The 22,120-nt window shown below is 66.7% G+C and carries 22 protein-coding genes and 3 tRNA genes; 12 read left to right on the plus strand and 13 right to left on the minus strand.

Annotated features, from left to right (window positions below; genetic code table 11):
- Positions 1-108 precede the first annotated feature (108 nt).
- A complete protein-coding gene (locus W5W_RS0102295; protein ID WP_017194188.1) occupies positions 109-1,173 on the minus strand; it encodes an alpha/beta hydrolase in 1,065 nt (354 codons plus the stop codon).
- A gap of 85 nt (positions 1,174-1,258) precedes the next feature.
- Here W5W_RS0102295 and W5W_RS0102300 point away from each other — a divergent pair, with 85 nt between their 5' ends.
- Positions 1,259-1,663 carry a hypothetical protein gene (locus tag W5W_RS0102300; RefSeq protein ID WP_017194189.1) on the plus strand — a complete coding sequence of 135 codons (405 nt, stop codon included), beginning with the start codon at positions 1,259-1,261 and terminating at the stop codon, positions 1,661-1,663.
- Between the two features lie 145 nt (positions 1,664-1,808).
- Here W5W_RS0102300 and W5W_RS0102305 read toward each other — a convergent pair.
- Positions 1,809-1,892: transfer RNA gene (locus tag W5W_RS0102305), tRNA-Leu, on the minus strand.
- Between the two features lie 331 nt (positions 1,893-2,223).
- On the opposite strand from W5W_RS0102305, the gene W5W_RS0102310 reads away from it, so the two are divergent.
- The 7 genes from W5W_RS0102310 to pknB are packed head-to-tail and all read left to right on the plus strand — an operon-like array spanning position 2,224 to position 11,265.
- Complete coding sequence (locus W5W_RS0102310) at positions 2,224-2,931, plus strand: FhaA domain-containing protein (protein ID WP_008730260.1); 708 nt, start codon at positions 2,224-2,226, stop codon at positions 2,929-2,931.
- Entirely contained in the window at positions 2,928-3,401 is a 474-nt protein-coding gene (locus tag W5W_RS0102315; RefSeq protein ID WP_008730259.1) for an FHA domain-containing protein FhaB/FipA, read from the plus strand. Before W5W_RS0102310 ends, W5W_RS0102315 begins: the two co-directional genes overlap by 4 nt.
- Positions 3,398-4,768, plus strand: coding sequence for a PP2C family protein-serine/threonine phosphatase (locus W5W_RS0102320; RefSeq protein ID WP_008730256.1), 1,371 nt, complete (start codon positions 3,398-3,400; stop codon positions 4,766-4,768). Before W5W_RS0102315 ends, W5W_RS0102320 begins: the two co-directional genes overlap by 4 nt.
- A gap of 11 nt (positions 4,769-4,779) precedes the next feature.
- Entirely contained in the window at positions 4,780-6,591 is a 1,812-nt protein-coding gene (locus W5W_RS0102325) for an FtsW/RodA/SpoVE family cell cycle protein (protein WP_017194190.1), read from the plus strand.
- Positions 6,588-8,081: a peptidoglycan D,D-transpeptidase FtsI family protein gene (locus W5W_RS0102330; protein WP_017194191.1), complete on the plus strand. Its 1,494-nt coding sequence runs from the start codon at positions 6,588-6,590 to the stop codon at positions 8,079-8,081. The genes W5W_RS0102325 and W5W_RS0102330 overlap by 4 nt, the downstream gene beginning before the upstream one ends.
- The gene (locus tag W5W_RS0102335) at positions 8,078-9,391 is read left to right on the plus strand and encodes a serine/threonine-protein kinase (RefSeq protein ID WP_017194192.1); all 1,314 of its coding nucleotides are present in this window, start codon (positions 8,078-8,080) and stop codon (positions 9,389-9,391) included. Before W5W_RS0102330 ends, W5W_RS0102335 begins: the two co-directional genes overlap by 4 nt.
- On the plus strand, positions 9,388-11,265 hold the full coding sequence (gene pknB, locus W5W_RS0102340) for a Stk1 family PASTA domain-containing Ser/Thr kinase (protein WP_017194193.1): 1,878 nt from the start codon (positions 9,388-9,390) through the stop codon (positions 11,263-11,265). The genes W5W_RS0102335 and pknB overlap by 4 nt, the downstream gene beginning before the upstream one ends.
- Before the next feature lie 378 nt (positions 11,266-11,643).
- Here pknB and W5W_RS16365 read toward each other — a convergent pair whose 3' ends face one another.
- Positions 11,644-11,799 carry a hypothetical protein gene (locus W5W_RS16365; protein WP_017194194.1) on the minus strand — a complete coding sequence of 52 codons (156 nt, stop codon included), beginning with the start codon at positions 11,797-11,799 and terminating at the stop codon, positions 11,644-11,646.
- The gene (locus W5W_RS0102350) at positions 11,799-12,554 is read right to left on the minus strand and encodes a class E sortase (protein WP_017194195.1); all 756 of its coding nucleotides are present in this window, start codon (positions 12,552-12,554) and stop codon (positions 11,799-11,801) included. Before W5W_RS0102350 ends, W5W_RS16365 begins: the two co-directional genes overlap by 1 nt.
- Positions 12,555-12,726: 172 nt before the next feature.
- On the opposite strand from W5W_RS0102350, the gene W5W_RS0102355 reads away from it, so the two are divergent.
- The gene (locus tag W5W_RS0102355) at positions 12,727-13,068 is read left to right on the plus strand and encodes a cell division protein CrgA (RefSeq protein WP_008730718.1); all 342 of its coding nucleotides are present in this window, start codon (positions 12,727-12,729) and stop codon (positions 13,066-13,068) included.
- 12 nt (positions 13,069-13,080) lie between these two features.
- Here the strand turns inward: W5W_RS0102355 and W5W_RS0102360 are convergent, their stop codons facing one another.
- Positions 13,081-13,947, minus strand: coding sequence for an aldo/keto reductase (locus W5W_RS0102360; RefSeq protein ID WP_017194196.1), 867 nt, complete (start codon positions 13,945-13,947; stop codon positions 13,081-13,083).
- Positions 13,948-14,139: 192 nt separating this feature from the next.
- Positions 14,140-14,727, minus strand: a complete 588-nt coding sequence (locus W5W_RS0102365; protein WP_017194197.1) for a hypothetical protein — start codon at positions 14,725-14,727, stop codon at positions 14,140-14,142.
- 121 nt (positions 14,728-14,848) lie between these two features.
- Between W5W_RS0102365 and W5W_RS0102370 the strand changes: the two genes are divergently transcribed.
- A complete protein-coding gene (locus tag W5W_RS0102370; RefSeq protein ID WP_008730804.1) occupies positions 14,849-15,370 on the plus strand; it encodes a peptidylprolyl isomerase in 522 nt (173 codons plus the stop codon).
- Between the two features lie 110 nt (positions 15,371-15,480).
- The gene (locus tag W5W_RS0102375) at positions 15,481-16,320 is read left to right on the plus strand and encodes a rhomboid family intramembrane serine protease (RefSeq protein WP_008730738.1); all 840 of its coding nucleotides are present in this window, start codon (positions 15,481-15,483) and stop codon (positions 16,318-16,320) included.
- Between the two features lie 455 nt (positions 16,321-16,775).
- Here W5W_RS0102375 and W5W_RS0102380 read toward each other — a convergent pair whose 3' ends face one another.
- Positions 16,776-17,318: a VOC family protein gene (locus W5W_RS0102380; protein ID WP_008730784.1), complete on the minus strand. Its 543-nt coding sequence runs from the start codon at positions 17,316-17,318 to the stop codon at positions 16,776-16,778.
- Between the two features lie 113 nt (positions 17,319-17,431).
- Here W5W_RS0102380 and W5W_RS0102385 point away from each other — a divergent pair, with 113 nt between their 5' ends.
- Positions 17,432-17,800: a MarR family winged helix-turn-helix transcriptional regulator gene (locus W5W_RS0102385; RefSeq protein ID WP_154650221.1), complete on the plus strand. Its 369-nt coding sequence runs from the start codon at positions 17,432-17,434 to the stop codon at positions 17,798-17,800.
- Positions 17,801-17,952: 152 nt separating this feature from the next.
- Here W5W_RS0102385 and W5W_RS15480 read toward each other — a convergent pair whose 3' ends face one another.
- The 6 genes from W5W_RS15480 to gyrA form a co-directional block, all read right to left on the minus strand.
- Complete coding sequence (locus tag W5W_RS15480; protein ID WP_081486182.1) at positions 17,953-18,189, minus strand: addiction module protein; 237 nt, start codon at positions 18,187-18,189, stop codon at positions 17,953-17,955.
- A gap of 343 nt (positions 18,190-18,532) precedes the next feature.
- A tRNA-Ala gene (locus tag W5W_RS0102395) sits at positions 18,533-18,605 on the minus strand.
- Between the two features lie 5 nt (positions 18,606-18,610).
- Positions 18,611-18,745: a DLW-39 family protein gene (locus tag W5W_RS16565; protein WP_008730809.1), complete on the minus strand. Its 135-nt coding sequence runs from the start codon at positions 18,743-18,745 to the stop codon at positions 18,611-18,613.
- Positions 18,746-18,776: 31 nt separating this feature from the next.
- Positions 18,777-18,850, minus strand: a tRNA-Ile gene (locus W5W_RS0102405).
- A 50-nt stretch (positions 18,851-18,900) separates the two neighbouring features.
- Entirely contained in the window at positions 18,901-19,362 is a 462-nt protein-coding gene (locus W5W_RS0102410) for a DUF3566 domain-containing protein (protein WP_008730702.1), read from the minus strand.
- Positions 19,359-22,118: a DNA gyrase subunit A gene (gene gyrA / locus W5W_RS0102415; RefSeq protein ID WP_017194200.1), complete on the minus strand. Its 2,760-nt coding sequence runs from the start codon at positions 22,116-22,118 to the stop codon at positions 19,359-19,361. The genes W5W_RS0102410 and gyrA overlap by 4 nt, the downstream gene beginning before the upstream one ends.
- Between the last annotated feature and the right edge of the window lie 2 nt (positions 22,119-22,120).

Below are 22,120 nucleotides of genomic sequence, written 5' to 3' on the forward strand. Positions count from 1 at the left end.
GAAATAGACGGTGCCACCGTCGTCCTCGTTCGAAGAAGTCGACCTCGACATCGCGCAACATCGCCTGACATCGCCCAGCGATGCGCAGAGGCCCTAAGGCGGGCGCCATCAGGCGCCGTCGGTCAACAGCATCTCGAGCGCCCCGTCCACATGGTCGGAGACCATCTGCCAATCATGATCCGCCGCCTCGTCCGGCTCGTAGATGACGGTGACTCCCCGCTCCGCCGCCATATCGGCGAGCAGAGGCGTGTCATCGACGTCCACGTCCAGTGACTGCCCGCCGACTGTGAGATAGAGACTCAGCCCGTCCCTCAGCTCGAAGTCCGGGTCGCTCAGGTAGACGGCGGGCGACTGACGCTCGTACTCGACGTCATCGGCGAGCAGAGGCGCGGCGTCCGCCCCGGGCTCGCCGTAGTCGGCCATGGCCGCGGCGGAGGAGAACATGTCCTGATGCTGGAAGAGCAGATTGGTCGCGCAGAAGGCGCCCATCGAGAAGCCCATGAGAACGCGATGGTCGGCATCGGCGTACGTGGAGTACGTCTCGTCCACCCAGGGAACGACGCCCTGTGTGAGATAGGTGTCGATGAGGGGGCCGTCGGTGGTCGAATCCAGGCAGCGGGTGTCGGAGACCTCAGGAGTCGAGATCTCCGGGGAGACGGCGATGACGGGAGGAATCGCGCCGTCATCGATGAGGCGGTCGAGCCGACTGGCCAGAGCAGTCCCGGAGAACCAGTCCGACGACCAGCCGGGAGTGCCGTGGAACAGGTAGACCACGGAATAGCGGGTGGACGACCCGGCGTCATAGCCGGGAGGCGTGTAGACGTAGGTCGTCGAGTCCGCCGTCCCCAGCTCGGCATCGCCGTCGACGTCGACAGCGCTGACCGAGCCGGTGCTCACGCCGTCCCCGGTCACCAGCAGCTCCTGAGCTCCCACATCCTGAGATCGCATCGTGTCGATCACGGGGGAGTCGTCCCCGAGCAGTACGGACGACGATCCCGACGACTGCACGGTCTCGAAGTACCCGGCGCCCTTGGCGTGCTCGGCGTCTTCAGTGTCTTTGGCGCCTCCGGCGGCCCCGTGCTGGGAGCCCAGGCCCCATGCGCACAGCGCCACCACCACGAGGCCCACGACGCCATAGGCGCGGGGCCGACTCACGAATCGCTTCTGACTCACACGACGATTGTCCGTCCACTCGGAGCCGCTGGTGCTGTGTGTCGCACCACGTCCACTTTCCGGTCAACGCCGATAGCCTCCGCCCATGAGCTGTTTCCGCATCGCCTGCCGTGTCGCCGCGGGGATCTACTTCGTGGTCGTCCTGCTCGCCGTGCTCTGGGACTCGGGCTCCGAGATCGCCGAGCTCAAGGAATCGGTCGGTCCCTGGTTCCTCAACGCCGAGGGGAAGGACATCATCCTCAACCTGGTCATGCTCGCCCCCCTGACCCTTCTGGCCCATCTGGGCTGGCCGCGCACCGCCTGGTGGCACTGGGCCCTGGCCGGCTGCGCCCTCGGGGCGGGCGCCGAGCTCGCCCAATGGGCACTGCCCTTCCTGCTCAGGCGCGCGACCTGGATCAATATCGCCGAGAACGCCGTCGGCGCCTGGGCCGGCGCCCTCGCGGCGCACGTCCTGTGGCATATCCGACGCCGCATGCAGCCGCAGCCCTGAACGCTCCGGCGCAACACCGGCACCCCGGCACGCCGGCACGACAGCACGACAAAGGCCCGGGCCGCCGATCCACGGGCTCCGGGCCTTATTGCACTCAGTTCACTCAGTGCATTCATTGCGCTCAACGTGCGCTGATACTCAACCGTGCGCGAGGGGGGACTCGAACCCCCATGATCGCGAGATCACACGGACCTGAACCGTGCGCGTCTACCAATTCCGCCACTCGCGCGAGAAGCGAGGATGACAATAGCCGCCTGACAGTCCCGACGTCCACTTCGCGATGCGGACCATCAGGTGAGACCGCTCACCCTCACGTCGCCCCCGCCCCTCGCCGACGCTTCAACAGCACCTCACCGACACCTCACCAACACTGATCTTCCGCTTGTCATGCGACATTTCCCATGGATTTCCCATGGGCGCAACACAGCGATGGTCTGCACTACCCGTCCTACGGGTCACAGCCGTTACGATGGGCACGGCTCGCCGGACGCCGCCGTACCGCCCGGCATCACGGCCACCGCGGTCATCTCGGCCGCGCCGAGCACACGGGGAGGTAGTCCATGGGCATCCTGGACAAGTTCGAGAAGGGCGTCGAGAACGTCACCAGTCGCGCCATGTCTCATTTCTCGGATGATGTCGAGCCCATCGAGATCGCCTCGAAAGTGCGCGAGACGATGGACAAGCGCGCCGCGTCGTTCGCCCGCGATCGATCCGTCGTCCCCAACGTCTTCCGCATTCATCTGGCGCCCAGTGACGTCTCCCGCATCGAGAGCTGGGGGCTGGATGAGATGATCCGCCAGATGGAAGAAGTCGCCACCACTCACGCCTCCGAGCAGGGCTACTCCTTCGTCGGCCCGGTCAAGGTCTCCTTCGTCCCCGATGCCGACCTGACGGCGCCCGCCATCGAGATCGAGTCCTCGACGCGGCGCGGGGGCGCGGCACCGGCGGCCTCCGCCAGCGCGACGCCGAGCCACCCGATCCTCGACATCGACGGCCAGCGGTACCTGCTGACGGGCCCGGTCACCGTCATCGGACGCGGCTCGGAGGCCGACATCATCGTCGACGACTCCGGCGTCTCCCGCCGGCATCTCGAGATCCGCCTCACGCAGGGTCACGCGATCGCCACCGACCTGGGCTCGACCAACGGCACCTTCGTCGAGGGGCATCGTGTGGACGCCGCCACGCTCCTGGACGGCAACACACTCACAGTCGGTCGCACCCGGATCATGTTCTGGGACGGCTCTCAGGGTACCGAGGCAGGCGTGTGAGCGAGCTCGCCTTCACCATTGCGCGGCTCGGCTTCCTCGCCCTGCTGTGGTTCTTCGTCTTCCTCATCATCCGCACCCTGCGCCGCGACACCGCCGAAGCCTCCTCGCCCACTCCTCGACGCCGTTTCAGCCGCGAGAAGAACACCCCCGCCGCCGCGCCCAGCAACGGGCGCCGCCGAGGCGCCACCCGCCTCATCATCACCGAGGGCCCGCTGGCAGGCTCCATGGTCCCGCTGACGCCGACCTCGATCACGATCGGCCGCGACCAGAACTGCACGCTCGTTCTCAACGACTCCTACGCCTCCTCCCACCACGCGCGCGTCTTCCCCAAGGACGGCAGCTGGTGGCTCGAGGACCTCAACTCCACCAACGGGACGACGCTGGCCGGACGTCCGGTCCACGGCGCCGTCGAGCTCCCGGTCGGCGTCCCCGTCCGGATCGGTCAGACCACTTTGGAGCTGCGCCCATGACAATCTCACTGCGCTATGCGGCACGTAGCGACATCGGCCTGGTGCGGTCCTCCAACCAGGACTCCGGCTACGCCGGCCCCCACCTCGTCATCCTGTGCGACGGCATGGGCGGGCCGGCCGGGGGGGATATCGCCTCCGCGGTCGCCATCGAGCATCTCGTCCCGCTGGACGCCGACTCCCATCAGGCCGGCGAGCTCCTCGGGCTGCTGCGCGAGGCCGTGCAGGAGGCGCACACCGAACTGGTCACGCTCTCGGCGAGCAACCCCGATCTCTCGGGCCTGGGCACCACCTGCATCGCCATCATGCGCAGCGGCAACAAGCTCGCCATGATCCACGTGGGCGATTCGCGCGCCTACCTCCTGCGCGACGGCGAACTCACCCAGGTGACCACCGATCACACCTTCGTGGAGTACCTGGTCGAGACGGGGCGGCTGACCCGTGAGCAGGCCCGTCGCCACCCCCAGCGCTCCGTCCTGCTGCGCGTGCTCGGCGATGCCGAGGGCGATGTCCAGCTCGACGAGTCCATTCGCGAGGCGGTGCCCGGAGACCGGTGGCTGCTGTGCTCGGACGGCCTGAGCGGCCCGGTCACCGGCGAGACCATCGCCGAGGTCCTCTCCGGCGTGGAGGATCCGGGCCAGGCCGCCGATCAGCTCATCGACCTGGCACTGCGAGCAGGCGGGCCCGACAACGTCACCGCGGTCATCGTCGACGTCGTCGAGGACGAGCAGCAGCCGCAGACCGACCCGCAGATGGTGGGTTCGGCCGCCAATCGTCGCGCGCGCCTGGAGCAGGCAGCCTCCGGCGACTCCCCGGCCTCGACCGAATCCGACGGGGATGCCGCGGTCGCCTCGACGCCGGCGGCCAAGGCCGCGGCCCTGGTGGCCAGTCTCGAGGAGTCCGAGGAGGACCCGGAGCCCGAGCAGGCGAGCGCCATCGCCGAGGAGGTGCGGTCCCAGAAGATCAAGCACAAGCGGCGACGGCGCCAATCGCTCATCGCCTCCATCATCCTCGTGCTGGCGCTGGCGGGGTCGGCATTCCTGGGATACCGGTGGACGCAGACGCAGTACTACGTCGCCGTGGCCGACGGCAAGGTCGCCATCTACCAGGGCATACCGCAGCAGCTCGGGCCGCTCACCTTCAGCCACCTCGTGGAGACGTACGACACCCCTGCGCTCGATGATCTCGACGATCTCATGCGCGAGCGTCTGACCGCGGCAGTCACACAGCCCTCTCTGGAGGCCGCCCGCGAGTACGTGGACGTGACCGTGAGCACGCACATCGCCACCACACCGACACCGACCGCCACGCCGTCGGCATCCGCCTCTGCCGCGGTGGAGGAACCACCACCGGTCGCTCCGGACAACTGAAGGGCCGAGCGATGAGCAGCACACGCCCGGCAACGCATCCGGCTCAGGCATCCTCGATCGCACCCGGTACTGCACGCAGTACCGGTCGCTGGGCCGAGGTGGGTCTTCTCATCGTCGCCCTGGTCCTGGGCCTGGGCGGCTTCGTCCTGACCGCGCTGAACCGCACCGGCTCCTCCCCGGCGCAGATCCTTCAGCTCGGCGGGTCGCTCGTGGCCGTGGCCGTCGTCGTCCACCTGTGGGTGCGGCGCACCGCGCCGTGGGCCGACCCGGTGCTCCTGCCCGCGGCCGTGGCCCTCAACGGGCTCGGGCTGGCCATGATCCAGCGACTGGACCTGTCCTACGAGCGCTTGGAGCAAACCCACGACTACGCCCCCAAGCAGGCCATGTGGACCGGCATCGGCGTCGTGCTGTTCTGCGCCGTACTCGTCGTGCGCGACTACCGCCTGCTGCGCCGTTGGGACCGCTGGGCCATGTGGGGGGGCCTCGCCTTCCTCGTGCTCCCCTTCATCCCTGGTCTGGGGCAGAGCATCAACGGCGCCCGGATCTGGATCCATCTGGGCCCCATGTCCTTCCAGCCCGCCGAACTGACCAAGGTGCTCCTGGCGGTCTTCTTCGCCTCCTACCTGATCTCGAACCGCGACAACCTGGCCCTGGCCGGGCGGCGCATCCTGTGGATGAACCTACCGCGCGCACGCCACCTCGGCCCCCTCATGGTCGTGTGGGGCGTGAGCATCCTGGTCCTGGTCATGCAGAAGGACCTGGGATCTTCGGTCCTGCTGTTCGGCCTGTTCGTCGTCACGCTCTACGTCGCCACCGATCGACCGAGCTGGCTGGTCCTCGGCGCCCTCCTGTTCGTGCCGGCGGCCTGGTTCGCCGCCACCCACTTGCATCACGTGCAGCAACGCATCACGGCGTGGCTGGACGCCATGGACCCTGCGGTCTACGACGCGCAGGGCGGCTCGTGGCAGTTGGTGATGGGCCTGTTCGGCATGGCCTCGGGGGGCGTGCTCGGCTCGGGCTGGGGCGCGGGCTACCCGAACCTCGTCACCTTCGCGAACTCCGACTTCATCATCGCCTCCATCGGCGAGGAGCTGGGACTGACGGGAACCCTCGCCATTCTCATGCTCTACCTGCTGCTCATCGAGCGCGGATTGCGCACCGCGATGAGCCTGCGCGACGGCTTCGGCAAGCTGCTCGCCGTCGGACTGTCCTTCACGATCGCGATACAGGTCTTCGTCGTCGTCGGGGGAGTCACGCGCCTCATCCCGCTCACGGGTCTGACAATGCCCTTCATCGCCTACGGCGGCTCGTCCCTGGTGGCGAACTGGATGATCCTGGCCCTGCTGATACGGCTGTCGGACGCCGCCAGGCGCCCGCCGACGACGGCGCCGCGCTTCGTGGACACCGCCGAGCTGCCGACCGGCATCCGCAGGCATGTGCTCGACGCCGGAGCTGAGTCGGACCCGGAGGGCCCCGCACCGGAGGCGGACCCCATCATCGATCCGGAAGCCTATGGCGGCGGGGAGCCCTCGCCCGCGAATGATCCGGCTGTGCCCTCAACGCCGTCAGCGTCCTCGGCGTCCTCAGGGCCCTCAGCACCTTCAGGGCCTCCCGCACCCGCGCCCTGGCCCGGCGCCCCCGCGCCGCAGCCGGGCGCGGCACCCGACGGCTCCGCGCACCTCGGCCCCCCGGCCCCCTATCCTTACGAGGCCCAGGCCCCCGAGCCCCCCTATGGAGTTCAGGCCCCCGAGCCCCCCAGGCCTTCGCCCGGGGACCCGTTCGCCACCACCGTTATCAATGCCGAGGAGGAGGAGCAGGCGTGAACCGGCAGATCCACCAGATCACGATCCTGGTCGTCGTGATGTTCCTGGCGCTGTCCGCCTCGCTGACCAGCGTCCAGGGTCTGGCGCGCCCGGCCCTGTGGCAGGGTTCCAGCTCCCAGGGCACATTGACCACCGACTCGCGCAACTCCCGCACGGTCTACGCGGAGTTCGGCACCGATCGCGGTCAGATCATGGTCGGGGACACCGCCGTGGCCGACTCGGTGAAGTCCGACGACGCCTACTCCTACCAGCGCACCTATCCCGGCGGTGAGCTGTACGCCCCCGTGACCGGCTACTTCTCCACCGTCTTCGCCTCGATGACCGGGCTCGAGCGCGCTGAGAACACGGTGCTCAACGGCCAGGATCCCTCCCTGTTCTCCAGCCGCATCAAGTCGCTCATCACCGGGGACACCCAGAAGGGGGGCGCCATCGAGCTGACCATCAATCCCCAGGTGCAGCAGGCCGCCTGGGACGCCCTGTCCGGCCGCCGGGGGAGCGTCGTCGCCCTCGATCCGAGCAGCGGCGCCATCCTGGCCATGGTCTCCTCACCCTCCTACGATCCCACGCAGATCGCCTCCCACGACGGGGGCACGGCTCAGTCCGCATGGAACTCGCTGAATGAGGATGAGGGGAACCCGATGGCCAACCGCGCCATCGGCGGAGACCTCTACCCTCCGGGCTCGACCTTCAAGATCCTGACCGTCGCCGCCGCCCTGCGCAATGGGAAGGCGGACCCGAACACCGAGGTGGACGCCCCCGAGACCATCACCCTGCCGGACACGAACCACTCCCTGTCGAACTACGCCGGAGAGTCGTGCGGGAATGGGAAGGTGACTCTTGCTTACGCCTTCGCGGAATCCTGCAACACGCCCTTCGCCCAGCTGGCCATGGACGTGGGCGACAAGGACCTGTCTTCGGAGGCGGAGACCTGGGGCTTCGGGGAGGCCGAGTCCATCCCCCTGGACGTGACGCCCTCGACCTATCCGGACAACGAGAGCCAGGCGGACACCGCCATGGCCGGAATCGGCCAGGCCTCCGTGCGCGCCACGCCGCTCATGATGGCCCAGGTCGCGGAGACCATCGCCAACAATGGCAAGCAGATGAAGCCCTATCTCGTGTCGCGGACGCTCGACTCGGACCTCAAGGTGGTCAGTAAGACCTCGCCCAAGGAGGCTCGCAACCCGATCTCCTCGGAGACCGCGGACACGCTGTCCTCCCTCATGCAGCAGGCGGTCAGCGAGGGCACGGGCACCAGCGCCCAGGTGGCCGGCGTGTCCGTCGCCGGGAAGACCGGCACGGCCGAGACCGGCTCGGACGAGGGCGGCCCCGTGACCTGGTTCGTCGGCTTCGCCGGAACGGACCTGAAGAAGCCGTCGATCGCCCTGGCCGTCGTCCTCGACGGCGGGGAGCAGACGGCGGACAACGGCACCGGCGGGTCCGTCGCCGGGCCGATCGCGGCCAGTGTCATCGACGCGGCGGTGAACCAATGAAGCCCGCCGTCGGTCTGGAGCTGCAGGGCCGCTACCAGCTGATCGAGCGGATCGCCCTGGGAGGCATGGGGGAGGTCTGGCGCGCCACCGACCTGCGCAGCGGGCGGATGGTCGCGGCCAAGATCCTGCGCCCGGAGCTCGCGGGCGACGAGATCTTCCTGTCGCGCCTGCGCGCCGAGGCGACGAACTCCCGCGGGCTGCGTCACCCCAATCTGGCCATCGTCCTGGACGCCGGCGAGCGCGACGGCTCGGGTTGGATCATCATGGAGCTCGTCCAGGGGCGGGCGCTGTCCGACATCATCACCGACAAGGGCACCATGGCGCCCGCGGAGATCCTGCCGATCCTCGCCCAGGTCGCGCGAGCGCTCCAGGTGGTGCACGACTCCGGCGTCATCCACCGCGACGTCAAGCCCTCCAACATCCTGATCAACCGGGAGGGTCTGGCCAAGCTCACGGACTTCGGCATCTCCACCGGAGTCAACCAGCGCCCGATGACGGCCACGGGCATGGTCATGGGCACGGCCCAGTACCTCGCGCCCGAGCAGGCCATGGGCAACATGGCCACGGCCGCCGGCGACCTATACGCGCTGGGGATCATCGCCTATGAGGCTCTGGCCGGTCGCCGCCCCTTCACGGGGACGACCCAGGTGGATATCGCCTTCGCCCACGTCAACGAGCCGGTCCCGCCCCTGCCCAACTCGGTCCCCGCCGAGGTCAACGCCGTCGTCATGGAGCTGCTCGCCAAGAAGCCCGCGGACCGCCCGCCGTCGGCTCGCGAGGTTGCGCGGCGCCTGGACCGCATCGTCGTCAATCTGCCGGCGGACTCGTGGGACCCGCGGCAGACGCCGACCTGGACGTCCACAGGGCGCCGAGTCGACCGCTCCCGCACTGAGGCGCCGGGCGAGGCGGCGTCTCGATCCGCGTCGGCAGAGCCCGCCCCCAGGCGCCGCCGGCGCCGTGCCCGCGACAAGCAGGATGAGCGCAATGGCAACGAGCCCGATCGCCGTGCCGGCAGGCGGAGCGCATCGGACGGCGGATCAGGATCCACCCGTGCATTCCCCATCGCCGAGCGCACGCGGGCCGCAGCGGCCGGATTGCTCGAGGCAGGTCCCAGTCCGACACGTCACGCCTCTGGGCGCGGCCTATTCGGGCTGCCCTTGGCCCAGACCCGTCTGGTCGCTCTGGTCGCAGTCGCTGTGCTGACTCTTCTCGCCATTGTTGTCGCTGCAGGTACCCTTACGTCAGCACAGCCAGGCGTCCCGCGCGGGCAGGCCGTTGTGTCCACCATCCCACTACAGGAGGCACTGTGACCGAGTTCCCCCAGGTCCTCGCAGGCCGCTACGAGATCCGAGACCTCATCGGACGCGGCGGCATGGCCGAAGTGCACCTCGGTTACGACAAGCGCCTGTCACGCATCATCGCGATCAAGCTGCTGCGCTCGGATATCGCCGGCGATCCCACCTTCCAGGCGCGCTTCCGCCGCGAAGCGCAGTCGGCCGCAGCTCTGAACCACCCGACCATCGTCGCCGTCTACGACTCCGGCGAGGAAGAGATCACGACGCCCAACGGCTCAACGCGGTCGGTGCCCTACATCGTGATGGAGTACGTCGAGGGGCACACGGTCCGCGAACTCCTCGGCGATGGCGAGGCCGTCCCGATCCCGGAGGCGGTTGAGATCACCACGGGTGTGCTGGATGCTCTCGAGTACTCCCACCGTGCGGGCATCGTGCACCGCGACATCAAGCCCGGGAACATCATGCTGACCTCCACCGGCGCGGTGAAGGTCATGGATTTCGGCATTGCGCGGGCCATGGAGGACTCCTCCGCGACGGTCACCCAGACGCACGCCGTGGTCGGCACCGCCCAGTACCTCTCCCCGGAGCAGGCGCGCGGCGAGATCGTCGATGCCCGTTCCGACCTCTACTCCACCGGGTGCCTGCTCTACGAGCTGCTCACCGGCCAGCCCCCCTTCACCGGGGACTCCGCGGTCGCCATCGCCTACCAGCATGTGCGCGAGATCCCCAAGCCGCCGTCGTCCCTGGCGGCGGATGTGCCCGAGTCTCTCGACCGAGTCGTCCTGAAGGCCCTGGCCAAGACCCGGGACGACCGCTACCAGGACGCCGCTCATATGCGCACCGAGCTTCTGGCGGCGGAACGGGGCATGGCCGTCTCAGCACCGGCGACCGACACCTGGCAGAGCACGACCGCCATGCCCTCGGCGACGGCGCCCTCACCCGCCGTCCCGGCCCCACCGCCGTCGGCGGCCCCGCCGCAGGCCGGTCCTGAGAAGGCGGCTGAGGACAAGCGCCCCCGGCGTCGTTGGTGGGTGTGGCTGCTCTTGATCATCCTCCTGATCCTGGCGGGCACCCTTATCGGCATGCTCGCTTCGGGCAGGTTCCTGGGAGGCAAGCCGAGCCCGACGCCCTCGCCGACGGCGACCGCCGCCACTGTGCCGGACGTGTCCGGCATGTCGGAGGATGACGCCAAGACCGCCATCGAGGACCTCGGGCTGACCTTCGTCAAGGGGGATGACGTCTCGTCGGACACGGTCGATGAGGGCCTGGCGGTGTCCTCCGACCCGGGAGCCGGCACGTCCGCCGTTCTGGGCGCTGATGTCACTGTGAGTTTCTCGTCGGGATCCGCCACGGTCAAGGTTCCCGACGTCACCGGCATGACGCAGTCCGAGGCGCGCAAGGAGATCGAGAATGCGAACCTCGCCTGGGGCGATGTCACCGCTGAGGATTCTCCGGGCACCCAGGCGGGCCGTGTCATCCGTTCCAGCCCCGCCGCAGACACGTCAGTGTCACGGGGGGAAACCGTGTCCGTGGTCGTCTCCTCGGGGCGCACGACCGTGCCCTCCGTCGTCGGCAAGACTCAGGATGAGGCCCAGGAGGCGATCAAGGCCGCGGGCTTGAACTACAACACGACGACGAATGACTCGAAGACCAACGACCAGTCGAAGAGCAATCGCTACGAGGTCACCGCAGTCGACCCCGCGGAGGGGCAGAGCATCGATCTGGGCGACTCCGTGACGCTCACGGTGACGCACTACGTCTACGAGGCGGCCCCGACGGCGAGCCCGACCCCCGGCAGCTCCTTGGTCCCGTCTCCAAGCAAGCCGCCACAGCAGAATGGTGGCGACGACAACGACGACAACGACAAGGATAAGGACAAGAAGCACTAAGAGGTAGACGCTACTCCGATCCCCGGGGATCTCAGCATCAACGGCGGTTTCCCTCATCCTTCTGGCATTTGTCCTTAGAAGGATGAGGGAAATTGCCGTTGACACGGCAAACCGCCGTTGTCGCCGTCGGGCCTGAAGCCAGGACCCAGCCCGGCCGAGCCGGTCCGACGCCTCCTTGGAACCAACCAATCATCGGGAAGAGCCCGAGGATCTCCCCGTCGGGCCTGTCGGGTCGGCATGCTCTTCCTTCGTTCGTTGCCGTAGGCAGGTGGGGTGAGGTCGGCGTGATCAACGCCGGCCTCACCCCACCTGTCTAGGGCTCACCGCTTAGACGCGTGTCGCCCGCCTGTCGCCCTTCCTCCCATCCCCGTCAAGCTATTAGACCGTGGCCTCTCCGGAGATGTTCCACGTGGTGTTGGCCCAGGGGAAGACAACCTCGAAGAGGAAGAGCACCGTCAGCACTATCAGGGCCAGGGCCTCAATGGCCTTGAACCAGGTCGGGCCGGGCAGATGCCGCCAGATCCATCCGTACATCAGTTGACCTCCGGGTCGTTGAGGACCGAGGCGGGGCGTCCCTCGGTACGGGGCATCCAGTAGGAGAATTTTCCGTGGACGATCCAGCGGTGGTCATTGCCCCACTCTCCGGTGGTCAGCGAATGACAGGTCGTCAGCGTGATGTAGCGATCCACGGGCTGGGCCTCCTGATCACCCGGAACCGGGGCAATGACATCGACCTGCGTCGGGTCGACGATCTCGTGCGATGAGACCGTGTAGACGTACCAGGTGTCCTTGGTGGCGACGACGATCTCATCGCCCTCCTCAAGCGTGTCAATGCGCAGGAAGGAGTTTCCGTTGGTGCGCCGGTGGCCGGCTAGTGCGAAGTTGCCGATTTCACCGACCTGTTGCGTGTCCGGGTAGTGGCCGGCCGCAGCCTGATCCAGCACATCACTGCCCGTGCCCTCGACGATCGGCATGTTGTTGTTCGTCACGCCGTACCACTTGGGGACGATGAGCATACCGATGGTCTCGCCGTAGGCGGCCTCATCGGGCACCGGCGGGTCTTCGGTGTGCTTGGTTCCCTCCGTCTTGGGGGAGTCCACCTGCGTCTCATGGAAGGCGACGGTATGGGCCTCGGCCTTCTTATTCGCGTCGAAACCGGTCCACCACAGCTGCCACACCAGGAAGAGCGCCACGACGACCCCGACGGTGATGAGAAGCTCCCCGAATCCCGACAGGACCCGGTCAAGCGCTGAACGGCGACGCGGCTTCGCCCTGTGGTTTGTTGCCATCAGCCCTCCTGGTGGTCTGAGATTCATGTGCCGCTGACCAGTCTAGGGGTCTGTGCGCCTCGGCCACGACTCAGGACCGACGGATTCTGCTCTACGATGCCCTAGGCTAGGCATCGACAAAGCCCGGCAACAAGTCCGGATCCCCGATCGCCCCGCCAGTGAGGAGGCCCGCGTGGCCCAGTCGAGTAAGTCCGCCCCCAAGCGCTCGGGCAACCCAGCCAAGGCGGCCGCAGCGAAGAAGGAAGAGCAGGAGTCGCGATCCGCGGCGAACCGCGTCTCGCGCGTTCCGGTCAAGGTCAAGCGCACCGGCAGCCCCAACTGGTACGCGCCCACCATGGTGACTCTCATGGTGATCGGGCTGTTGTGGGTGGTGGCGACCTACCTCTTCCAGGGCAAGTATCCGTTGCCGTACTTCCGCGCCCACCACGCCAACGACTGGCTGGCCAACGGCAACCTGTACGTGGGCTTCCTCGTCATGATGCTGGGTTTCCTGGGTCTTCTGCGCTGGAAATGAGGGCCCTGCGCTTCAAGACCGCTCTTGAACCCGGTCGGGGTGCGATCCCGTGCGCAGTCCCCGGTCGCACGCATCGATCGCCGCCATCTGCTCACGCGACAATCCGAAGGAGAACACGTCCGCATTGACGCGCATGCGCTCGCAATGCGTCGTTTTCGGAATGACCACCAGTCCGTGCTGCACATGCCAGCGGATGACGACCTGGGCGGGCGTGACGCCAAGCGTTGCGGCTACGTCCCTGACGACCGGTTCCTCCAGCAGCCGACCGCGGCCCAGGGGGGACCAGGACTCGGTGACGATCCCGAGGCTGTCGTGCAGTGCGCGCAGTTGTTCCTGGCAGAGATACGGGTGGAGCTCGATCTGGTTGACGGCCGGAGTCACGCCGGTGGCCTCGATGATCGTGCGCAGATGCTCGGCCTGGAAGTTGGACACGCCGATGGCACGCACACGACCGGACTCCAGAATGTCGATCATGGTGCGCCAGGTGTCGACCAGGTCGATACCGGGGGAGTCGGCCATCGGCCAGTGGACGAGGAAGAGATCGAGCACATCCAAACGCAGGTCGCGCATGGTGGCCTCGAAACTGCGCAGGGCGTCCTCGCGCCGGTGATTGGGGTTGTCGAGCTTGGAGGTCACCCATAGGTGGTCGCGGGGGACCCGCGAGCTCGCAAGGGCGGCACCGACCCCGGCCTCGTTGCCGTACATCTGAGCGGTATCGATGTGCCGGTAGCCGACGTCGAGGGCATCGCGGACAACTCGCTCAACCTGCTCGGCACCGATCTTGTAGGTACCGAGACCGAGTTGCGGCATGTGCAGGGGAGCGGGCTCGTTGGTGCCTCGAATCAGGGGCACCGTGGACGCGGGAACGATGGCGCTCATGCTCTCAGCCTATCCACCCGAGAGCCCGCGCGGAGCCGTACCGGCCATCCCGGCCGGAACGGCACCCCCGTGCGGCGCGCACGACGCGCACGGGGGACGCCATCAATCGGCGTCGGCCTTGGTCATCGGTCTTGATGCGATCGATGCGACTAAGCGATGCCGACTCTCGACTGCCTCAACAGCCTCATCGCCTCATTCGGCCGGGACCACGGGAGCGGAGATCCCCTCCCCGACGGCCTCATCCTCGGCGGCGTCGGCCCAGTACTCCTCGGCCCACGGGTCCTCCACGGGCTGACTGCGCCGCCACACGACGTAGGCGGCGCCCGCTGCGGCACCGGCCAGTGCGAGCCAGCCGAGCGTCTTGAGGACGGGGTGCTTCTTCTTCACGGGAACCTCCGGAATCTCGAGCGCCGCGTTCTTCGCGGCGACGGCGATGCGCTGAGCACGCTCGGTAAGCGTACCCTCTGTGTCGGCCGCGTTCTGAGCGGCGACGGCGGCCCTGTGAGCGGCTGGAACATAGTCCTCGACCACCCGAGTACGGGCCTCCTCGACGACGGGCTGTGCGCGCAGCTGGGCCTCCTTGGCGGCCTTGGCGACCTCGGTGCGGGCCTTGCTCACCCGGGGAGCCGCCCATACGGCGGCGCGCTCGGCCTGGGCCGCGATGTTCTCGGCGAGGGAGGCCGTCTCCTGACGGATTTGGTCAGTGTCGATCTTCTTCGCGAAGGTCTTGCAAGCCATGATGGTCTCCCTGCTCTGAACGATGAGGTCGCTTGACTCCATCGTCCCACCTGCGGGCCTGTGGCACCCGCAATCCGGACAGGCGTTTTGCCTGGGGTGAACAGGAGAGTCCACCGCCGAGCGTCACACCGCTGTTCGCAGGACGCGTGCAACGATTGCGGTCATGGAAGCGACACTGCACACCAACCTCGGCGACATCCGCCTTGAGCTCTTCGCGGAGCAGGCTCCTGAAACCGTCTCGAACTTCGTGGGCCTGGCGACCGGCGAGAAGACCTGGACCGACCCCCGCACGAAGGAGCAGTCCAACGCGCCCCTGTACTCCGGCGTGATCTTCCACCGCGTCATTCCGGGCTTCATGATCCAGGGCGGCGACCCCCTGGGCACTGGCACCGGCGGCCCCGGCTACACCTTCGACGACGAGATCGACCCTTCCCTGACCTTCACCCAGCCCTACATCCTGGCCATGGCCAATGCCGGTCGTCGGCTCGGCAAGGGCACCAACGGCTCCCAGTTCTTCATCACCACCGCTCCCACCGAGTGGTTGCAGGGCAAGCACACGATCTTCGGCGAGGTCGCCGATGACGCCTCCCGTCAGGTGGTCGATGCGATTTCGGCGGTGTCCACCGACCCGCGCGACCGCCCTCTCGAGGATGTCGTCATCACCTCGGTGACCGTCACGAAGTGAGTCGAGCCCCTACTGCCCCGTGCTTCGACGCCGTCGGCTCCTCACGGACCGACGGCGTCAGCGCACGCGATTGATTCCTCTTCGAGCTGCGGAGTCCGACAGGAGCTGCCATGACCCAGCCCAGCACCAATCCCGACCCGTCCCCGGTATGTCCGCGCCATCCGGACCGCGTCACGTACGTGCGCTGCCAGCGCTGCGATCGCCCCACCTGCCCTCAATGCCAGGTGCCCAGCGCCGTCGGTGTGCACTGCGTGGACTGCGCCCGCAGGAATGCCTCGTCCCGTCGAGGAGTGAGCTCGCTACTCGGCGGACGGGCGATCACCGATGCCCTGGTGACCAAAGGGCTGATCATCGCCTGCGTGACGATCTACTTGGTGCAGATGGCGCTTCCCTCACTGGGAGCCCAGTTCGCCTTCGTGCCCGCGGTGGCGAGCAGCCAGCCGTGGCGCTTCATGACGACCGCCTTCCTCCATGCGTCGCTGATGCACCTGGCTTTCAACATGTGGGCACTGTGGGTTCTGGGCAGCGCTCTTGAGCCGATTCTCGGAAGGTGGCGCTTCGCCGCCCTGTGCGCTCTGAGCGCATTGGGCGGATCGACCATGATCTACTGGCTGGCCTCTCCGACGGCACCGGCCTCATGGCTGACCTCGACGGTGGGCGCCTCCGGCGCGGTCTTCGGCCTGTTCGCAGCGCTTTTCATCATTCAGCGACGATTCGGCAGGGACACCAGCGCGATCGTGGGACTGCTCGTGCTCAACCTGGCCATCTCCTTCATCGGAGCGAACATCTCCTGGCAGGGCCATCTGGGAGGACTCGTGACCGGCGCGATCGTGGCGGCGCTGTACGCATGGGCCCCGAGGAACAGGCGCACCGTCTACGGAGTGTGCGGCACTGTGGGTATCACCATCGCGCTCATCGGTGTGATCTGTCTGCGGGCGGCACTTGCATGAGCGGAATGACAAGCCTATCTGACCGTCATCGAACGGTTATCCACAGGTTTGTTCAGGGTTGTGAATCTGGGGAAGCACAACGGTGTGATTCATCCACAGCTGTGCGCACACATGTGGAAAAACATCGATGTAATTTTCCACAGCTCTGCCCACAGGTGGGGAAAACCGAGCGCTGAAGCCACATGCTGTTCCACTCCTGTGGACACGGCCCCGTGCGCTGGGTTGTCCACCGCTGTGCGTCGACGCTGCCCGGCCTTGTGACTTTCCAGACGCCCAGCCCCAACCGCCCCTCCGCCGAGATCGGTCCACTTCCGGCTCGAAATCGGTCGTACCCCGCACCGAGATCGGTCCCACTCAATCGATCGGAGCGACAACACGACATGAGGGTCGCGTGTGGATAAACCGCGCAGTCGTCGGGCGGCTCCGGTGGGGAACTGCTGGGTCAGGACTGCTCCTCATGATTCATGATCACGCTCACGAGATTCCGGCCGACCGAGGCTGCCCATCGTGTCCATCAAGGTGGTGTAGACGAGACTGGGCTTGCGGTCGTGCCACTCGGTATCGCTGTCGCGCTGGTTCTGCGAAACCGGCTGCGTGTCAGGCTCATAGAGCCACCAGAGGTTCTTCCAGGGGTCGAGGATGCGCGCGAGGCGGTAGCCGCCGTAGAAATCGCACAAGGGCGTTACGACCTGCGCGCCGAGCTGCGCTGCCGTGTTCAGGCAGGTCTCGGCGTCAGAGACGTAGATTTGCAGGAAAGCAGGGGTGAAAGGCCAGTCGTCCTTGCTGTCGCTCAGCATGATCGTGGAGCCTCCGACGACGACCTCGGCGTGGATGATCTTGCCGTCGCGATCGAGGGTTCTGACATGCTCGGCTTCCTTGCCGCCGAAGACCGCTTCGACAAAGCGGATGAAGCCGTTGGCGTCTGAGACGATGACGAACGGGTTGATGGTGTTGTGGTCGGCGGGGATTGGTACTGTCGAGGAAGGCGTGTTATACATAAAACATGACTATATCGGATGGCGTCGAATACCGGCGGAGGGCGAGCTTCCTCCTCGCCACGTTGGGGCGCCGAGCCGAGAGGGCGTGGCACTCCTATCTCACGGAGCGGGGCGTGACCACCGCGCAGTTCACTGCGATGGCAGCCCTGGCCAGCGGCGAGCGGACCCAGGCTGAGGTCGCCGTCGCTATCGCTGTGGACCCGCGCAATATCGGCGCTACGGTCAAACACCTGGTCGCTGTGGGCTGGGTACAGACCAGGCGACACCCCGAGGACGCGCGCGCGAGACTCTTAAGCTTCACTCCCGAGGGGCAGGCCTGGTGGTCGGCTCTACAGCCGACCTTGCGCACCGAACGAGAACGCTTCTTCCAAGCCCTGACCCCGAAGGAACTCTCTACGCTGGAAGACCTGCTTGGCCGCCTAGAGTCCTTCCACGCTGGCGGCTCAACCAACGCCCGCGATGTCGAAGAACTCGACATCTAGTCCCCACCAGGGGCTATCAGTTCACCAATAAGCTTGCTGCACCTACCAGAAAATATGGCTGGCGAATGATTGCGTGCTCGGTCGTCTGCAGTGCGGTTAGTTGTTGTGGCGTAGTTCGTCAGCCGCCTCGGGATGTACCCGCTGGGCCAACATTATTCGGCCACAGAAGCACGCATCTCAGCGAAAAGCTCGTCAGCGTCGATCATTTCAACCGCGCCAGAACGCATCTCTGCAATTCGCCTAGAAACTACGACACGCCACGCATCATCAACTTCACTCGCATCGTCTGTATCGTCAATGTTTTCAAGTAGGGCGTTAGCGACCACCGAGCGCTCATCAACGTCGAGCGCCAGTCCGTCTCGAATCAAGGTTGCAGCATTCGGTGTCATGACCCGAGTCCACCCGGCGAACCCGCCGCAGTCCCATGGCAATTTCGCGGCCCAGCCAGGATGCACCTTCAACCCAGGCTGAGAGCGGAACCGCTAATGGGCACCGCGACCATCACCCTGGCCCTGTGGTCCGCGACCACAGCTGTGGATGAGGGATGGCACAACTCCCTGCCGTGAATCAGCGGACTCGCAGCCCTGGCCTGCGCCGCAGGCCCGCCACCGACTCCCGCCATCGACTGATGCGAAGAAGAAAAGACGACGATACGAATCACCGATCCGTTCGCCGCCCTCGCGCCAAAACCCGCATCTTCCGATGTCAGCGGTTCTAGTACGTCCGAAATTGTGGAGCTAACGGGACTCGAACCCGTAACCCCCTGCTTGCAAAGCAGGTGCGCTACCAATTGCGCCATAGCCCCTTGGTTTACTCGACCGGGTCAGTAACCTCGGCCCATGCTGCACGCTCAGCGCGTGCCGCCTCGATCCTCAGCCACGCCGCATAGGTTACGGCCCCGAGCAACGAGAAAACCGCGGCTGAAACGAGCATTCGGTTCTTCATGAACCCTCCTCAATCGTTCCACCGCGGGCGGTGGGCCTAGCTGGACTCGAACCAGCGACCTCATCCTTATCAGGGATGCGCTCTAACCAACTGAGCTATAGGCCCGGGTGACGCGGATGAGGTTATCCCACCGCATCGATCGCCTCCAAATCCGATCAGTCATCCGCCAGTGTGAGATGAACCCCACCGACGAGTGTCGCAGTCAGGTTGTAGAGGAAGGCGGTCACCGTGGCCAGGGCGGTCGTGAGAACCACATTGACCACGCCGATGATGATGGCCATCGAGACTGTCTGCTTCAGGGCCAGGTACTCCACGAGGGTCGAGTAGGCGTTGTTATCGGAGTTCATGATCGTGCCCGCCAGCTCCTTGATGGTGGAGAACACGTGCAGGGCATCGAGCATGTACCACACGAAGAGGGCGGCCACCACGAACATGATGCCCGCCGCCACGCTGAGCATGAAGGAGACCTTCATGACGGACCACGGGTCGACGCGAGTCAGGGTCAGCCGCACGCGCCGCGGACCGGCAATCGTCTTAGCGGACTTGCTACCGGAATTCGCGGTATTCGGGGACGCACTGTCTCCCCCCATGGAGGGGAAGGACTCCGACTGACTCATGCCTGGACCTCACTCTCGTCGTCGCCCGAGCCTACCGCCTCACCACCGCTCGGCGCAGCGCTGTCCGCGACTGTCTCGCCCGGATTCTCGTCATCCGACTGGGCGCCCTCGGAGCCTATCGTCTCGGACTGGGCCGCCCCGGGCTGCTCGCCGGCCGATCCCGGTTCCTCGCCGGCGGATCCATCGGCGGCCGGATCAGGATCGTCAGCCCTATCAGCCATATCAGCACCATCAGCGCTCTCGAGCTCGCGCTCGGTACTGCGCGCCACGGCGATGATCCGATCGCCGTCATCGGGCTTGGCGAAGGTCACGCCCTGAGTGGCTCGACCGGTGCGGGAGACCTCGGCCACCGCCGAGCGCACCACCTTGCCCGAGGCCATGATGCACAGGACCTCGTCCTTGGGTGCGGTCACCAGCGCGCCGACCAGATCGCCCCGAGCCTCGACGAGGTTGGCGACCTTGACTCCGAGGCCCCCGCGCCCCTTGGTCGGGTAGTCGGCGATGGCCGTGCGCTTGGCGTAGCCGCCCTCGGTGACGACGAACAGATCGGCATCGGTCCATTGCGGATCGACTACGCCCATGGCCAGCAGACTGTCGCCGGGTCGGAATCGCATGCCGGTCACACCGGAGGTCGCCCGGCCAGTGGGACGCAGGGTCTCGTCATCGGCGTGGAACCGCAGTGACTGTCCGTGACGGGAGACGAGAAGGAGGTCCTGACCGGCGGACAGCAGGGAGGCGGAGACGAGCTCATCACTGATTCCGTCACCGTTCTCGCGCAGGTTGATGGCGATGACGCCGCCGGAGCGATTGGATTCGTACTCGCCCAAGCGGGTCTTCTTCACCAGGCCGCGGCGGGTGGCCAGAACGAGGTAGTCGGCCTGGTCATAGCCTCCCAGCTCCATGACCTGGGCGATCTCCTCACCGGGTTGGAAGGCCAGCAGATTCGCCACATGCTGCCCCTTGGCGTCGCGGCCGCCCTCGGGAAGCTCGTAGGCCTTGGCACGGTAGACCCGCCCCAGGTTTGTGAAGAAGAGCAGCCAACGATGGGTCGTGGTGACGAAGAAGTGGCTGACGACGTCGTCCTGCCGCAGGGCAGCGCCTCTAATGCCCTTGCCGCCCCGGTGCTGGGAGCGGTAGGAGTCGGTGCGGGTGCGCTTGGCGTAGCCGGAGCGGGTGATCGTGACGACGACGTCCTCCTCGGGGATGAGGTCCTCCATGCTCATCTCGCCGTCGAAGGGCACGATGCGGGTGCGGCGCTCATCGCCGTACTTGTTCACGATCTCGGCCAGCTCCTCGGAGACGATGCTCCGCTGACGCTGGGGGGAGGCGATGATGTCGCGCAGGTCGGCGACCTTGGCTCGCAGCTCCTCGGACTCCTGCTGGATCTTCAAGCGCTCCAGGGCGGCCAGGCGGCGCAGCTGGAGGGAGAGGATGGCCTCGGCCTGGGCCTCATCGACGTCGAGCAGACCCATGAGGCCGCTGCGGGCCTCCTCGGTCGTGGGCGAACGGCGGATGAGGGCGATGACGGCGTCGAGCGCATCAATGGCCTTGAGCAGCCCCTCCAGAATGTGGAGGCGCTCCTCGGCCTTGCGCAGACGATAGCGCGAACGGCGCACGATGACATCGATCTGATGGCTCACCCAATGGCGCACGAAGCCGTCCAGGCTCAGGGTGCGCGGCACCCCGTCCACGAGGGCGAGCATGTTGGCGGGGAAGTTGTCCTGCAGCTGGGTGCGCTTGTACAGGTTGTTGAGCACCACCTTGGCCACGGCGTCGCGCTTGAGCACGATCACCAGGCGCTGGCCGGTGCGCCCGGAGGTCTCATCGCGGATGTCGGCGATGCCGCCCACGTGCCCGTCGCGCACCAGCTGGGCGATCTTGTCCGCAAGGTTGTCGGGGTTGACCTGGTAGGGCAGCTCGGTGACCACCAGGCACTGGCGGCCCTGGATCTCCTCGACGTTGACCACGGCCCGCTGAGTGATCGAGCCGCGCCCGGTGCGGTAGGCGTCCTCGATGCCGCGACGCCCCAGAATGGTGGCGCCGGTGGGGAAATCGGGGCCGGGGATGCGCTCGATGAGAGCCTCCAGCAGCTCTTCGCGGCTGGCCTCGGGATGTGCGAGGAACCACTGGACTCCGGAGGCGATCTCACGCAGGTTGTGCGGCGGGATGCGGGTGGCCATGCCCACCGCGATGCCCTCCGAACCGTTGACCAGGAGATTCGGGAAGCGGGCCGGCAGGATGACCGGCTCCTGGTTGCGCCCGTCGTAGTTGTCCTGGAAATCGACGCTCTCCTCATCGATGTCGCGGACCATCTCCATGGCCAGAGGGGCCATCTTGCACTCGGTGTACCGGGGGGCGGCCGGCCCCAGGTTGCCGGGGGTGCCGAAGTTCCCCTGCCCGGCCACGAGCGGGTAGCGCAGCGACCACCACTGCACCAGTCGGGCCAGGGCGTCGTAGATGGCGCCGTCGCCGTGGGGGTGGTAGGAGCCCATGACGTCACCGACGATGCGCGATGACTTGGAGAAGGAGGCCGTGGGACGGTAGCCGCCGTCGTACATGGCGTACAGGACGCGGCGATGGACCGGCTTGAGACCGTCACGAACATCCGGCAGGGCGCGCCCCACGATGACGCTCATGGCGTAGTCGAGGTAGGAGCGCTGCATCTCCATCTGGAGATCGACCGGCTGGATCCGCTCCGGGGCGACCACGTCGGTCAGGCCCTCGTTGCCGATGATCTCTTCAACTTCGTCGCTCACAG

It is taken from the genome of Actinomyces massiliensis 4401292, from assembly GCF_000269805.1.
In the GTDB taxonomy this organism is placed as follows: Bacteria; Actinomycetota; Actinomycetes; order Actinomycetales; family Actinomycetaceae; genus Actinomyces; species Actinomyces massiliensis.